The following is a 13,000-nucleotide window of genomic DNA, read 5'->3' as shown; positions in this document are numbered from 1 at the left end:
ACAAGCCGCGAAGCGGCGCCGATCCGGGATCCATTCAGGAGCCTTTCCAAGAAAGGTTCAGGAATGGGTCCCGGGTCTTCGCTGCGCTCCGCCCGGGACGACCGCGGTGAGATGTGGCGGGCTTTACGTCTGCACGTTGTCCACCGCCTTCGGCGCCCAGCTCTCGCCGGCACCCTCGACGATGCGCCGATAGGCGTCCTCGGGGCTGTCGGCGTAGCAGAACAGCTTCAGATCCTCCTGCCGGATGAAGCCGGCCTCGGCCATCCGCGCGAGATTGATCAGCCCCTGCCAGTAGGCGCTGTCGTAGAGCACGATCGGCACCGGCGGCATCTTGCCGGTCTGCACCAGTGTCATGATCTCGAAGAGCTCGTCGAGCGTGCCGAAGCCGCCGGGAAAGACCACCAGCGCCGCCGCCCGCATCGCAAGGTGCATCTTGCGCATCGCGAAATAGTGGAAGCGAAAGGTCAGGTCCGGCGTCGACCAGGCGTTCGGCTCCTGCTCGTGCGGCAGGGTGATGTTGAAGCCGATCGAGACCGCGCCGGCCTCGGTGGCGCCGCGGTTGGCGGCCTCCATGATGCCGGGCCCCCCGCCGGTGGCGATGACATGGCGCTTGCCGCTCTCCTTGCCGTCGAGCGCGCCGCCGCGCTCCGAGGCGATTTTGCCGAACTCCCGCGCCGCCTCGTACCAGGGATTGCCCTCGCGCACCCGTGCCGAGCCGAAGACGACGATGGTCGAGACGATGCCGCGGGCGCGCAAGGCATCCTCGGCCTTCTGGTATTCGAGCATGAAGCGCGTCCCGCGCATCGAATCGCCGAGCAGAAAATCCTGATCGAGCGCGGCGAGCCGGTAGGAGGGCGAATTCTTCTGGGCGGTGTTGTCGGGCATGGTGGCCTCCCGGCTGGCGCGCGGTCCGCCCGGCCTGACTTGGTCGAACGGTCCGGCTCGCGCCGACTCAATCAGGTCTATCTGGCCCGACTCGCCCCGATCACGACAGATATTTGCGCAGCACCGCGGTCATGCGCTCCGGCGAGGTCCGGTGCGGCAGCAAAGTCAGGAAGCGCCCATCAGGGCCCATCAGATAGGTCAGCGAACCATGGTCGATGGTGTATTGGCCCTCGCCGTGATGGGCTTGCGTCAGCTTGCGGCGATGGACCCTGTAGGCCTTGGCTGCGGCGGCGATGTCGGTCTCGCTGCCGGAAAGCCCGATCAGGCGCGGGTGGAAATTGGCGACATAGGCCGCCATCAGGGCCGGAGTGTCGTTGACCGGGTCGACGCTGATGAACAGCGGCGCGACCTTCGCGGCCAGCGGGCCGAGCGCATCGAGCGCCTGGGCGATCACCGGCAGATCAACCGGGCATGTATCGGTGCAGGTTGTGAAGCCGAAATAGACCAGCATGAAGCGGCTGCGGAAGTCGGCGTCGGTGACGCGCTTGCCGGTATGGTCAGTCAGCGCGAACGGGCCACCGAACTGCGTCGCCAGCAGGTCGGGAGCAGAAGGGGAGGCCGGGGAGGCGGGCGCCGCCTTGTGGTCATGGCCGAAGGCTCTTGTCGCCAGCATCATGCCCAGCCCAGCGAGAACGCTCCGGCGTGCGACGCTCGCGCTCACGGCTTCGGTTTCGGCTGGAGGTCCTTGATCCCGAACGGCCCGTCCGCGGCGATGATGCGGTTGGCCTCCGGATCAGCCCGCCACCATTCCTCCGCCTTGCCGTTCTTCGCCTCGAAATCGGCCTTGAAGCGCTCGGCCGCGATCCAGTCCTGGTCCGGCCGCTCGCGCAGGCGCTGCACGAAGAACAGGGTCACCGCCGGGTTTTCGATCAGCAGGCCGTCGGCCTCGATCTCGCGGCCGCAATAGGGTGACAGATCGGTCGTCGCGCCGGCGAAGTCGATGTTCGATTTCGCCACCAGCCTGAACATGCCATCAGAGAGCACAAGGCCGAGCTGGCGCTTGCCACCACCGCAATCCGGCGTGCAGCGGCCCTTGAGCTGGCAGAGCGCGTCGACGACGCGCCCCTTCAGCACGGCTTGCCTCTCATGCGGGATGTTCCAGGGCTCGGCAGCCTGGGCGGGCGCTGTTGCCAGCCCGGTTGCGATGAACAGTGCCGTGACGCCGCCTCGCATCGCTTCAGTTCCCGAACGGCTGGATGCCATGTTCCTCATGCGTCATCGTGATGACGCCCTTGTCGTCGGCGATGCGGTCGACCAGCAGGTACTTCACGCCGTCGCGCTCCAGCAATTCGCCATCGACCGTGACCTCATGCGTCGCCAGCTTGGCTACGCGCGGATTTCCGGCGCTGTCCTCGTCGTCGCCGATCTTCAGGATCAGGTAGAGATTGCCGTTGGCGTCGCGGATCGCGACCGGAATGCCGCCGAGTGCACACCAGACGGCGCATTGATGATGCGCGGTGCCCTTGGCGAACATCAGTCCGCTGATCGTGCACCAGCTGTCGCTGATCTCGCCGGTGACGGTGACGCGCTGGCCGCTTTGCTGGGCGGATGCCGGCACCGCGGCTGCGAGCAGCCCGGCAAAAGCCGTGGACAGGAGTGCGCGACGCCGGACTTGAGACAAGATTGTCATCTTCGCACGCGATCCCGCAATTCGGGTGGCATTTCCGTGCCGGCGAGATGCTTTGCCAGCACGATTGCCCCTAGCCTCTCCGCCGCCGACACCATAGAAGATGCCTCGCAAACGGACCAGAGCAGGCATGAACGACATCGACACCCTTCGCGATTCACTTGTCGGTGAGATCGAGGCGGCGAGCGACGAGGCGACGCTCGAGCAATTGCGCATCGCGGCGCTCGGCAAGTCCGGCTCGGTCTCGGGCCTGCTGAAGACGCTCGGCACGATGACGCCGGAGGAGCGCAAGGAGCAGGGCCCGCGCATCAACGGTCTGCGCGACACGGTCCAGCAGGCGATCGCCGCCCGCAAGGACGCGCTCGGCGAGGCGGCGCTGGAAGCGCGGCTCGCGAGCGAGCGGCTCGACATCTCGCTGCCGGTACGCGAGGGGCCGGAGGCGCGCGGGCGCATCCACCCGATCAGCCAGGTCATCGACGAGATCACCGCGATCTTCGGCGACATGGGTTTCTCGGTCGCCGAAGGTCCGGATGTCGAGACCGACGACCTCAACTTCACCAAGCTCAACTTCCCGGTCGGGCATCCCGCCCGCGAGATGCACGACACCTTCTTCTTCGCGCCCGATGCCAATGGCGAGCGCAAGCTGCTGCGCACCCATACGTCGCCGGTCCAGGTGCGCACGATGATGTCGCAGGAACCGCCGATCCGCGTCATCTGCCCGGGCCGGACCTACCGCATGGATTCCGACCAGACCCACACCCCGATGTTCCATCAGGTCGAGGGCCTCGTCATCGACAAGAAAACCCATTTCGGCCACATGAAATGGGTGCTGGAGGAGTTCTGCAAGGCGTTCTTCGAGGTCGAGGGCGTCAAGATGCGCTTCCGCCCGTCCTTCTTCCCGTTCACCGAGCCGTCGGCCGAGGTCGACATCCAGTGCTCGCGCAAGGATGGCGAGATCCGCTTCGGCGAGGGCGAGGATTGGCTCGAGATCCTCGGCTGCGGCATGGTCCATCCGAACGTTCTGAGGAATTGCGGGCTCGACCCGGACGTCTATCAGGGCTTCGCCTGGGGCATGGGCATCGATCGCATCGCCATGCTGAAATACGGCATGCCGGACCTGCGGCCGTTCTTCGAGGCGGATGTCCGCTGGCTGTCGCATTACGGCTTCCGTCCGCTCGACCTGCCGACCCTGACCGGCGGTCTGACCTCTTAAACCTCACCCTGAGGGGAGACGCATGAACGGCGCGCAATGGGCTGGGCTGATCGCGGCGCTAATGGTCGCCGCCAATCTGCTGTGCTTGGCCGTCGCCTTCGTGCGCCTGCGTCGCAAGCAGGCACCGTCACGCCTGCAGAAGCTCGCGCCGCCGGTGACGATCGTGCGCCCGGTCTGCGGCATCGAGACCTTCAGCCGGGAGACGCTGACCTCGGGCCTGGAACTCGACTATCCCCACTACGAGACGATCTTCTGCGTCGCCGACGGCCATGACCCGATCGTGCCATTGATCGAGGAGCTGATCGGGATCTACGGGGCCGATCGCGTCCGCCTGATCGTCGGCGATGTCGCGGTCAGCGCCAATCCCAAGCTCAACAACTGCGTCAAGGGCTGGGAAGCGGCGCGTCATGACTGGGTGATCCTCGCCGATTCCAACGTGTTGATGCCGAAGGACTATGTCCAGCGGCTGATGGCCTCCTGGCGCGAGGACACCGGCCTCGTCTGCTCGACGCCGGCCGGCTCGCGGCCGGGCTGCTTCGGCGCCGAGGTCGAGTGCGCCTTCCTCAATACCTTCCAGGCGCGCTGGCAATATGCCGGCGAGGCGCTCGGTTTCGGCTTCGCCCAGGGCAAGTCGATGCTCTGGAACAAGCCCTTTCTCGACGCCAATGGCGGCATCGCCGCGCTCGCAGCGGAAATCGCCGAGGATGCGGCGGCGACCAAGCTGGTGCGCAAGGCCGGCAAGCATATCCATCTCGTCGGCCAACCCTTCGAGCAGCCGCTCGGACCGCGCAATCTGCGCGATGTCGTCCAGCGCCAGTTCCGCTGGGCGCGCCTGCGCCGCGTCACCTTCCTGCCCTTCTTCGCACCGGAGATCCTGGTCGGGCCGCTGGTGCCGGCCGTGCTCGCCGGCTTCGGCGCGCCGGGCTTCGGCTTTCCCGCCTGGCTGGGTGTGCTGGCAGTGCTCGTGCTCTGGTATGCCGGCGAGATCGTGCTCGCCAGGAGCGTCGGCTGGTTCCTGAACTGGCGGACGCCGCTCGCCTACCTGGCGCGCGATCTCGCTTTCCCCGGCATCTGGGCCTATGCCTTCGTCGCGCGCGAAGTCAGCTGGCGCGGCAATGCCATGAAGATCAAGGCCGATGGCGAGGACGAGCTCAATCGAGCCGTCCCGGCACTCTCGGCAGTCACGATGCGTAGCGACGGAAGACCATGAAGTTCACCCTCTCCTGGCTCAAAGAGCATCTCGACACCACCGAATCGCTCGACACCATCACCGAGACGCTCACGCGTGTCGGTCTCGAGGTCGAGGGCGTCGAGGACAAGGCCAAGGCGCTCTCGGCCTTCACCATCGCCTATGTCATCGAGGCCAAGCAGCACCCGAACGCCGACCGGCTGCGCGTCTGCATGGTCGACACCGGCTCGGGCGAGCCGGTCCAGGTCGTCTGCGGCGCGCCCAATGCCCGCACCGGCATGAAGAGCGTGTTCTCTCCGCCCGGCACCTATATCCCCGGCAAGGACATCACCCTCGGCAAGGGCGTGATCCGCGGCGTCGAGTCGAACGGCATGCTGTGTTCGGCCGCCGAACTGCAGATTTCCGAGGATCACGACGGCATTATCGACTTGGCCGAGGATGCGCCGGTCGGCCAGCCCTACGCGACCTATGCCGGCCTCGACGACGCCGTGATCGAGATCGCGGTGACGCCGAACCGCGCCGATGCGCTAGGGGTCGCCGGCATCGCCCGCGACCTCGCCGCCGCCGGCCTCGGCACGATCAAGACCCCGCTGGTCCAGCCGGTGCGCGGCTCCTTCCCGTGCCCGGTCGTGCTCAAGCTCGATTTCGCCGAGGAAGACCGCAATCTCTGCCCGGTCTTCGCGCTCCGGCTGGTGCGCGGCGTCAAGAACGGCCCGTCGCCGGAATGGCTGCAGGCGCGCCTGCGCGCCATCGGCCTGCGGCCCATCAACGCGCTGGTCGACATAACCAACTTCATGACCTTCGATCGCAACCGGCCGCTGCACGTCTTCGACGCTGCGAAGGTCAAGGGCGACCTCGTCGTCCGCCGCGCCAGGGATGGCGAGGAGGTGCTGGCGCTCGACGGGCGGACCTATGCGTTGACCTCCGACATGGTCGCGATCGCCGACGACAACGGCGTCGAATCGATTGCCGGCGTGATGGGCGGCGAGCATTCCGGCTGCGACGAGAGCACCACCGACGTGCTGATCGAGAGCGCGGTCTGGAACACGCTCAACATCGCCCGCACCGGCCGCACCCTTGGCATCAACTCCGACGCGCGGTACCGCAACGAACGCGGCATCGATCCGGACTTCACCCTTCCCGGCCTCGACATGGCCACGCAGTTGATCATGACGCTCTGCGGCGGCGAACCCTCCGAGGTCGTCTTCGCGGGAGAGCTGCCCGAGAGTCCTGGCGCCATCGATTTCCCCTGGTCCGAGGTCAAGCGCCTGACCGGGCTCGACCTGCCTGTGGTCGAGATGAAGCTGGCGCTGACCTCGCTCGGCTTCCACGTCTCCGGCGCCGGTGATCGCGTCAAGGTCGCGCCGCCGTCCTGGCGCGCCGATGTCGAGGGCAAGGCCGATCTCGTCGAGGAGATCCTGCGCATCGCCGGGCTCGATCGCGTCGCCCCGGCGCCGCTGCCGCGGATCAAGGGCGAGGTGATCAAGCCGGTGCTGACCGTGCTGCAGAAGCGTACCCGCGCGGCCAAGCGCCTGCTCGCCAGCCGCGGGCTGGTCGAGGCGGTGACCTGGTCCTTCATCTCGCATGATGCCGCCAAGCTCTTCGGCGGCGGCTCGCGCGAACTGGTGCTCGCCAATCCGATCGCAGCCGATCTCTCCGACATGCGCCCCTCGCTGCTGCCGGGGCTGATCCGCGCAGGCCAGGCCAATGCCGATCGCGGCTTCGGCGACATCGCTTTGTTCGAGGTCGGCCAGGTCTTCCAAAGTGACGAGCCGGAAGGCCAGCTCATTGCCGCCGCCGGCCTGCGCCGCGGCACCGCGAAACTGGAGGGGGCTGGCCGTCATTGGGACGGCGCTGCGAAGACCGTCGACGCCTTCGACGCCAAGGCCGATGTGCTCGGCCTGCTCTCCGGGCTCGGCATTGCCGTCGGTGGCCTGCAGGTCGTCGCCGGTGGTCCGGCCTGGGCCCATCCCGGCCGTTCGGCGACGCTGCAATTCGGGCCCAAGGGCGTAATCGGCGCTTTCGGCGAGGTGCATCCGCGCGTGCTCAAGGCGCTCGACGTCAAGGGCCCGCTGGTCGCCTTCGAGATCCATCTCGATGCGCTGCCCCTGCCCAAGTACAAGCCGACCAAGGTCAAGCCGAAGCTGGCGCTTTCCGACTTCCAGCCGGTGACGCGCGATTTCGCCTTCATCGTCGACAAGGCGGTGGCGGCCGGCGAGATGGCAAGGAGCGCCCAGAATGCCGATCGGGCGTTGGTTGCCGAGGTGAGCGTCTTCGACATCTACGAGGGCACGGGCGTCGAGCCGGGCAAGAAGTCGGTGGCGCTGGCGGTGACCCTGCAGCCGACGCAGAAGACGCTGACCGATGCCGAGATCGAGGCCGTCGCGGCCAAGATCGTTGCCGAGATGGCCAAGCGTTACGGCGCGGTGTTGCGCGGGTAAGAATTTGCGTCATGGTCGGCCCTGAGCCGACCATCTCTTGCCGGAAAGGCTGCCAGCCGGCGCCCTCTCGTCACGAGTTTCTCGGGTCTGCGCTGCGCTACGCCCGAGAATGACGGCCGGGAGTCGCCCGCCTCGCTCTGCGTTATTGACCAGAATTATGAAATAATCGGCGCACGAAATCGTCTGAAAATCCGGGTATCGGCTCTGATTGTTGCAATCTGTGAGGCCTGATGTCGCTGGTCGAGCTCCCTGTCGCGGACGATCTGTTTCCCGGCTTCCGGTTGTTCGACGTCACGACGTCAGGTGCGCGCATCCGCGTTCGCACCGGCGGGGAGGGCCCGCCGCTGCTCCTGCTCCACGGCTATCCGCAGACGCACATCATGTGGCGGCGTATCGCTCCGCAACTGGCGCAGCGCTTTACTTTGGTCTGCCCGGATCTGCGCGGCTACGGCGATTCGGAGAAGCCGCCGAGCGCGGCCGATCATGCGCCTTATTCCAAGCGCGCCATGGCGCAGGACATGGCCGAAGTCACGACCGCGCTCGGCCATGACCGATTTTTCCTCGGCTCGCATGATCGCGGGGCTCGCGTCGGCCACCGGCTGGCGCTCGACCATGGCGAGCGTGTTCTGAAGCTCGCGACCCTGGACATCGCTCCGACGCGCGAAATGTACCGCGATACGACCGATGCCTTCGCCCGCGCCTATTGGCACTGGTTCTTCCTGATTCAGCCGGCGCCGATGCCCGAACGCATGATCGAGGCCGATCCGGAATTCTACTGGACCAGCCGGCGCGCCTCCGACATGAAGCTGTTCGAGCCGGCGGCGCTCGCCGAATATCTGCGCTGCTTCCGCGATCCTGCGATGATCCATGCCAGCTGCGAGGACTATCGCGCCGCGGCGACGATCGATATCGCCCATGACGATGCCGATGGCGGGAAGAAGGTCGCTTGCCCGCTGCTGGCGCTGTGGGGCGATCGCGGCGCGGTCGGAAAGTGCTTCGATGTGCTCGCTCTCTGGCGCGAGCGCGCGGAAAACGTCCAAGGCCGGGCCCTGCCGGGCGGGCATTATCTGGCGGAGGAGATCCCCGATCTCGTCGTCGCCGAATTCTCGGCCTTCTTTGGAGAGAACACATGAGCCGCACCAATCGCGTCTACCGCATCGCCGCCATCGCCGGTGACGGCATCGGCAAGGAGGTCATGCCCGAGGGCCTGCGCGTGCTCGAGGCGGCCGCAAAGCAGTACGGCTTCGAGTTGCGTTTCGACGAGTTCGACTTCTCCTCCTGCGACTACTACGCCAAGCACGGCAAGATGCTGCCGGACGACTGGAAGGAGCAGATCGGCGGCCACGACGCCATCTTCTTCGGCGCAGTCGGCATGCCGGCCCAGGTGCCGGACCACATCTCGCTCTGGGGCTCGCTGCTGCTGTTCCGCCGTGAGTTCGACCAGTACGTCAACCTGCGCCCGGTTCGTCTGATGCCGGGCGTGCCCGGGCCGCTGGTCGGCCGCAAGCCGGGCGATATCGACTTCTTCGTCGTGCGTGAGAACACCGAGGGCGAGTACTCCTCGGTTGGCGGGCGCATGTACGCCGGCACGGAGCGCGAGATCGTCATCCAGGAGACGGTGATGAGCCGCGTCGGCGTCGACCGCGTGCTCAAATACGCCTTCGAGCTGGCCCAGCGCCGGCCGCGCAAGAAGCTGACCTCGGCGACCAAGTCGAACGGCATCTCGATCACCATGCCGTATTGGGACGAGCGGGTGAAGGAGATGGCGAAGAACTATCCCGATGTCGCGGTCGACCAGTACCATATCGACATCCTGACCGCGCATTTCGTGCTCAATCCCGACCGCTTCGACGTGGTCGTCGCCTCGAACCTGTTCGGCGACATCCTCTCCGATCTCGGTCCGGCCTGCACCGGCACGATCGGCATCGCACCATCGGGGAACATCAACCCGACCGGCGAATTCCCGTCCCTGTTCGAGCCCGTGCACGGCTCGGCGCCGGATATCGCGGGGCAGGGCATCGCCAATCCCGTCGGCCAGATCTGGTCGGGGGCCATGATGCTCGACCATCTCGGCGAGCACGAGGCGGCCAAGGGTATCGAGGCGGCGATCGAGCGCGCGCTTGGCGATGCCCGCACCCGCACCCGCGATCTCGGCGGCAGCCTCAATACCGAGGCTGCCGGCAAGGCGATCGAGCAGGCGCTGGCTTGACGACGACGCCCGCGCTGACCACAAGCAGTGGTCGGCGCCGAAAAAGACGTAAGACTTAAGGAGGGGACCAAGGTGCCTGATCTGACGTTTTCGCTGCTCGACGCCGCTCTCTGGGGCAAGCTCTTCGAGATCATCGCGCTCAACATCGTGCTGTCGGGTGACAATGCGGTGGTGATCGCGCTCGCCTGCCGGGCTTTGGCACCCGAGCAGCGCGCCAAGGGCATCGCGCTCGGCGCCGGCGTCGCCGTACTGCTGCGCGTCGTCTTCACGGTGCTGATCGCCTCCCTCCTCAACATGCCGTTCCTGCACATCATCGGTGCGCTGCTGCTCGTCTGGATCGCGGTCAAGCTGATCATCGAGGATGGCGAGAGCGACGAGAACGCTGTCGCCGCCAGCAGCAAGCTCTGGAAGGCGGTGCAGACCGTCGCCATCGCCGACATCGTCATGAGCCTCGACAACGTGCTCGCCATCGCCGCCGTCGCCAAGGATTCGATCCCGCTGCTCGTCGGCGGCCTGATCATCTCGATCCCGCTGATCGTGCTTGGCGCCTCGCTCATCACCTCGCTGCTGACCCGTTTCCCGATCCTGGTTTGGGCCGGCGCCGGCCTGCTCGGCTGGGTCGCGGGTGAGATGTTCGAGACCGATCCCTGGCTGATCGGCAAGCTCGGCGAGACGCTGGCACACCAGCTCGAATATCCCGCCGCGATCCTGGGTGCCGTTCTGGTGCTCGGCCTTGGCTATTTCCTCAAGCAACGCCGGCCAGATCCGGCCCTTTAAGACAGGGACTGACCGACCTATGGATTTCTCATCTTCAGCCTTCTGGACATCATTGCTCCAGATCATCTGGATCGACCTTCTGCTCTCGGGCGACAATGCGGTCGTCATCGCCCTCGCGGTGCGCTCGCTGCCGGAGAAGCAGCGGAAGGTCGGCATCCTGCTCGGCGCCGGCGCTGCTGTCGGCCTGCGCATCCTTTTCGCGGTGGTCGTCACCTACCTGCTCGCCGTCCCCTTCCTGAAGGTCGTCGGCGCGCTCCTGCTGTTCTGGATCGCGATCAAGCTCGCCAAGGGCGAGGAAGAGGCGCATGGCGACATCCAGGCCTCCGACAACCTGTGGAAGGCGGTGCGCACCATCGCCATCGCCGATGCGGTGATGAGCCTTGACAACGTCCTCGCCATCGCAGCCGCGGCCCGCGGTCATTTCGAGCTCTTCATCTTCGGCCTGCTGCTGACGATCCCGCTGATCGTCTACGGCGCCCGCCTGCTCTCGACGGTTCTCGAGCGCTTCCCGATCCTGATCTGGCTCGGCGCGGCGCTGCTCGGCTGGATCGCCGGCGAGATGCTGCTTGGTGACCTGGCGGTGCTGCAGTGGCTGCAGGCGAACATGCCGAACTGGGTGGTGAGCGTGCCGGTCTCCGACACCAACCCGATCGGTCTCCTGCCCGCCAAGGTGCCGTTCTATACGGCGGCGACTCTCGGCGCGCTGATCGTCGTCGTCGCCGGCTATGTCCTGAAGAAGAAGCCGGTCGACCAGCCCGGCTGAACAATCAGGCTCGATCGAGAATGATGAACGCGGCGGCCATGCTTTCATGGCCGCCGCTTTTCGTGAGGCGGATGACCCCGGCGGCTCGGCGGCCAGTCTCGTCATCGTTGACGGTGAAGCGCTCGGCGCCGTCGAGTTGCACCGAAAAACTCTCTGGTTCCCGCGCGAAGCCGGTGCCGAGCGCCTTCACATAGGCTTCCTTCGCGCTCCAGAGCTGGGCGAAAGCCAGCGGCCTTGCAGAGGCGGGCAGGCTCTCCAGCCAGAGCTGCTCGTCCGGATGCAGCATGGCGAACGGCGGCTCGCTCGCGAGTGCGACCCGCTCGACATCGATGCCGACCGAGTGATGCGCCAAGGCTATCGCGACAAGGCCCGCGCGCGTTGCGAGCGACAGGTGCAGGCCTGAGGCGCGCGGGCGAAGGATCAGCGGGCGTCCTGCGGGCTCATGCCCGATCTCGACAGCAGCTTCCGCTAGGCCGAACTGGCGGGCCAGCAGCGTGCGGGCGAGTGAGCGTCGCAACGCCGAGCGCTCGGGCAGATTCGCAGGTTGCGCCTGCGTCGCGATCAGCCAGGCTGCGGGCAGGGCAGGGGCGGTCTGATCGATGGAGGAGAGCCAGAGCATATCGCGGTTCTAGAGCAGCATGCTCGCGTGAAAAAGGAGAGGGTCGGCCCGCCCTGCGCGGCGCTCATGGAGGCCCGGAGCTTGCAAGATGTTGACGTGAGCCAATGAAACCGGTTCGAGGACGCATGCCTTCCTCCGACGACAATTCCGACCCGCCGGCCGCGGCCCAGCTCACCCTCGCCGGCATGCGGCTCGGCCTGCGCCGCGTCTCGGTGCTTATGCCGGGCGTGATCGTCTTCGCCGTCGCCTTCGGCGCTGCCGCCTCGGCCAAGGGCCTCACCCTGTTCGAGGCGGTGCTGATGAGCGCGCTGGTCTATGCCGGCGTCTCCCAGCTCGTGGCGATGGAGCTCTGGCGGCCGGAATGGACCTGGGGGGCGATCGTCGCGCTGGCCTTCGTGACGGCGACGGTCAACGCCCGCACAATCCTGCAGGCGGCGTCGCTGCAGCCCTGGTTCTCGCGCTATCCCTGGTTCGTGACCGCCTTCCAGCTCTCCTTCTTCACCGATGCCAACTGGCTGGTCGGCACGCGCTACCATGGCGAGGGCGGCCGCGATCTCGGTGTCGTCCTTGGCGCCGGCCTTGCGCTCTGGGTCCTCTGGGTCGCCATGACCGTCCCGGGCTACCTGCTCGGCACCCTCGTCGCCGACCCCCGCAGATACGGCATCGACATGGTCATGCCGATCTTCTTCGCGGCGATGATCGTGCCGCTCTGGCGCGGCAAGCGCGCGATGCTGCCCTGGATCATCGCCGGCGTCGTCGCGCTGGTCACCGCGCGGCTGGTCGACGGCTATGCCTTCATCATCGTCGGCGCGCTCTCCGGCGCCGTGGCGGGGGCCTTGCTCGATGACCCCGCCTGAACCGGGAAGCTGGGGGCCCTATCTCGCCATCCTCGGCATGGCGCTGGCGACCTATCTCTGCCGCATCTCCGGCGTCGTGCTGATGAGCTTCATCCCGCTGACGCCGCGGGTGCGGCGCGGGCTCGCCGCCCTGCCGGGCTCGATCGTGGTCGCGACCGTGCTGCCGCTGATCGAGCGCCTCGGCCTCGCCGCCGGGCTCGCTTTGCTGGCCGCGATCGCCAGCATGGTGATCAGGCGCAGCGAACTGCTGGCGCTCGTGACCGGCATGGTAGTCGTCTCTCTGGTGCGAGCTGCGGGCTTTTGAGCCTCGGCCGCGATCGCGCAGGCCTGTGAACGAAGCTGCGCCTGCCGCCGCGATCC

At 66.8% G+C, this 13,000-nt stretch carries 14 protein-coding genes; 9 read left to right on the top strand and 5 right to left on the bottom strand.

What is annotated here, in order from left to right; translation table 11 throughout:
* Positions 1 to 123: 123 nt before the first annotated feature.
* The 4 genes from BMZ21_RS08180 to BMZ21_RS08165 form a co-directional block, all read right to left on the bottom strand.
* Positions 124 to 885, bottom strand: a complete 762-nt coding sequence (locus BMZ21_RS08180; protein ID WP_091831694.1) for an LOG family protein — start codon at positions 883 to 885, stop codon at positions 124 to 126.
* 100 nt (positions 886 to 985) lie between these two features.
* Positions 986 to 1,606, bottom strand: a complete 621-nt coding sequence (locus BMZ21_RS08175) for an SCO family protein (RefSeq protein ID WP_143079672.1) — start codon at positions 1,604 to 1,606, stop codon at positions 986 to 988.
* Positions 1,603 to 2,118 (bottom strand): hypothetical protein, encoded by a 516-nt coding sequence (locus BMZ21_RS08170; protein ID WP_091831690.1) that lies wholly within the window; start codon positions 2,116 to 2,118, stop codon positions 1,603 to 1,605. Before BMZ21_RS08170 ends, BMZ21_RS08175 begins: the two co-directional genes overlap by 4 nt.
* Before the next feature lie 4 nt (positions 2,119 to 2,122).
* A complete protein-coding gene (locus BMZ21_RS08165; protein WP_091831688.1) occupies positions 2,123 to 2,575 on the bottom strand; it encodes a hypothetical protein in 453 nt (150 codons plus the stop codon).
* Positions 2,576 to 2,702: 127 nt separating this feature from the next.
* Here BMZ21_RS08165 and pheS point away from each other — a divergent pair, with 127 nt between their 5' ends.
* The 7 genes from pheS to BMZ21_RS08130 all read left to right on the top strand — a co-directional run bounded on the left by pheS (position 2,703) and on the right by BMZ21_RS08130 (position 11,164).
* Positions 2,703 to 3,785, top strand: coding sequence for a phenylalanine--tRNA ligase subunit alpha (pheS, locus tag BMZ21_RS08160; RefSeq protein ID WP_091831686.1), 1,083 nt, complete (start codon positions 2,703 to 2,705; stop codon positions 3,783 to 3,785).
* Positions 3,786 to 3,807: 22 nt separating this feature from the next.
* Entirely contained in the window at positions 3,808 to 4,995 is a 1,188-nt protein-coding gene (locus BMZ21_RS08155; RefSeq protein WP_091831684.1) for a glycosyltransferase, read from the top strand.
* Entirely contained in the window at positions 4,992 to 7,415 is a 2,424-nt protein-coding gene (pheT, locus tag BMZ21_RS08150) for a phenylalanine--tRNA ligase subunit beta (RefSeq protein ID WP_091831682.1), read from the top strand. The genes BMZ21_RS08155 and pheT overlap by 4 nt, the downstream gene beginning before the upstream one ends.
* Before the next feature lie 230 nt (positions 7,416 to 7,645).
* Complete coding sequence (locus BMZ21_RS08145) at positions 7,646 to 8,548, top strand: alpha/beta fold hydrolase (protein WP_091831680.1); 903 nt, start codon at positions 7,646 to 7,648, stop codon at positions 8,546 to 8,548.
* A complete protein-coding gene (locus BMZ21_RS08140) occupies positions 8,545 to 9,624 on the top strand; it encodes a tartrate dehydrogenase (protein ID WP_091831678.1) in 1,080 nt (359 codons plus the stop codon). The genes BMZ21_RS08145 and BMZ21_RS08140 overlap by 4 nt, the downstream gene beginning before the upstream one ends.
* Before the next feature lie 72 nt (positions 9,625 to 9,696).
* Positions 9,697 to 10,401, top strand: coding sequence for a TerC family protein (locus BMZ21_RS08135; RefSeq protein WP_244543745.1), 705 nt, complete (start codon positions 9,697 to 9,699; stop codon positions 10,399 to 10,401).
* 19 nt (positions 10,402 to 10,420) lie between these two features.
* Positions 10,421 to 11,164 carry a TerC family protein gene (locus tag BMZ21_RS08130; RefSeq protein WP_091831676.1) on the top strand — a complete coding sequence of 248 codons (744 nt, stop codon included), beginning with the start codon at positions 10,421 to 10,423 and terminating at the stop codon, positions 11,162 to 11,164.
* 4 nt (positions 11,165 to 11,168) lie between these two features.
* On the opposite strand, the gene BMZ21_RS08125 is transcribed toward BMZ21_RS08130, so the two are convergent.
* Positions 11,169 to 11,783: a 4'-phosphopantetheinyl transferase family protein gene (locus tag BMZ21_RS08125; protein ID WP_091831674.1), complete on the bottom strand. Its 615-nt coding sequence runs from the start codon at positions 11,781 to 11,783 to the stop codon at positions 11,169 to 11,171.
* A 125-nt stretch (positions 11,784 to 11,908) separates the two neighbouring features.
* Here BMZ21_RS08125 and BMZ21_RS08120 point away from each other — a divergent pair, with 125 nt between their 5' ends.
* Positions 11,909 to 12,640 carry an AzlC family ABC transporter permease gene (locus BMZ21_RS08120; protein ID WP_091831672.1) on the top strand — a complete coding sequence of 244 codons (732 nt, stop codon included), beginning with the start codon at positions 11,909 to 11,911 and terminating at the stop codon, positions 12,638 to 12,640.
* On the top strand, positions 12,627 to 12,944 hold the full coding sequence (locus BMZ21_RS08115; RefSeq protein WP_091831670.1) for an AzlD family protein: 318 nt from the start codon (positions 12,627 to 12,629) through the stop codon (positions 12,942 to 12,944). The genes BMZ21_RS08120 and BMZ21_RS08115 overlap by 14 nt, the downstream gene beginning before the upstream one ends.
* Positions 12,945 to 13,000 lie beyond the last annotated feature (56 nt).

Origin of the sequence: Allobosea lupini (assembly GCF_900109525.1) — a bacterium.
GTDB classification, from domain to species: Bacteria; Pseudomonadota; Alphaproteobacteria; order Rhizobiales; family Beijerinckiaceae; genus Allobosea; species Allobosea lupini.
Note: the sequence above shows the minus strand (reverse complement) of the source record. Positions and strands in the feature narration are given on the sequence as shown.

Bases quoted from the DNA above. Each gene is read 5' to 3' on its own strand.
- BMZ21_RS08180 (WP_091831694.1), bottom strand. From the start codon at position 885: ATGCCCGACAACACCGCCCAGAAGAATTCGCCCTCCTACCGGCTCGCC.
- BMZ21_RS08170 (WP_091831690.1), bottom strand. From the start codon at position 2,118: ATGCGAGGCGGCGTCACGGCACTGTTCATCGCAACCGGGCTGGCAACA.
- BMZ21_RS08165 (WP_091831688.1), bottom strand. From the start codon at position 2,575: ATGACAATCTTGTCTCAAGTCCGGCGTCGCGCACTCCTGTCCACGGCT.
- pheS (WP_091831686.1), top strand. From the start codon at position 2,703: ATGAACGACATCGACACCCTTCGCGATTCACTTGTCGGTGAGATCGAG.
- BMZ21_RS08155 (WP_091831684.1), top strand. From the start codon at position 3,808: ATGAACGGCGCGCAATGGGCTGGGCTGATCGCGGCGCTAATGGTCGCC.
- pheT (WP_091831682.1), top strand. From the start codon at position 4,992: ATGAAGTTCACCCTCTCCTGGCTCAAAGAGCATCTCGACACCACCGAA.
- BMZ21_RS08145 (WP_091831680.1), top strand. From the start codon at position 7,646: ATGTCGCTGGTCGAGCTCCCTGTCGCGGACGATCTGTTTCCCGGCTTC.
- BMZ21_RS08140 (WP_091831678.1), top strand. From the start codon at position 8,545: ATGAGCCGCACCAATCGCGTCTACCGCATCGCCGCCATCGCCGGTGAC.
- BMZ21_RS08130 (WP_091831676.1), top strand. From the start codon at position 10,421: ATGGATTTCTCATCTTCAGCCTTCTGGACATCATTGCTCCAGATCATC.
- BMZ21_RS08125 (WP_091831674.1), bottom strand. From the start codon at position 11,783: ATGCTCTGGCTCTCCTCCATCGATCAGACCGCCCCTGCCCTGCCCGCA.
- BMZ21_RS08120 (WP_091831672.1), top strand. From the start codon at position 11,909: ATGCCTTCCTCCGACGACAATTCCGACCCGCCGGCCGCGGCCCAGCTC.
- BMZ21_RS08115 (WP_091831670.1), top strand. From the start codon at position 12,627: ATGACCCCGCCTGAACCGGGAAGCTGGGGGCCCTATCTCGCCATCCTC.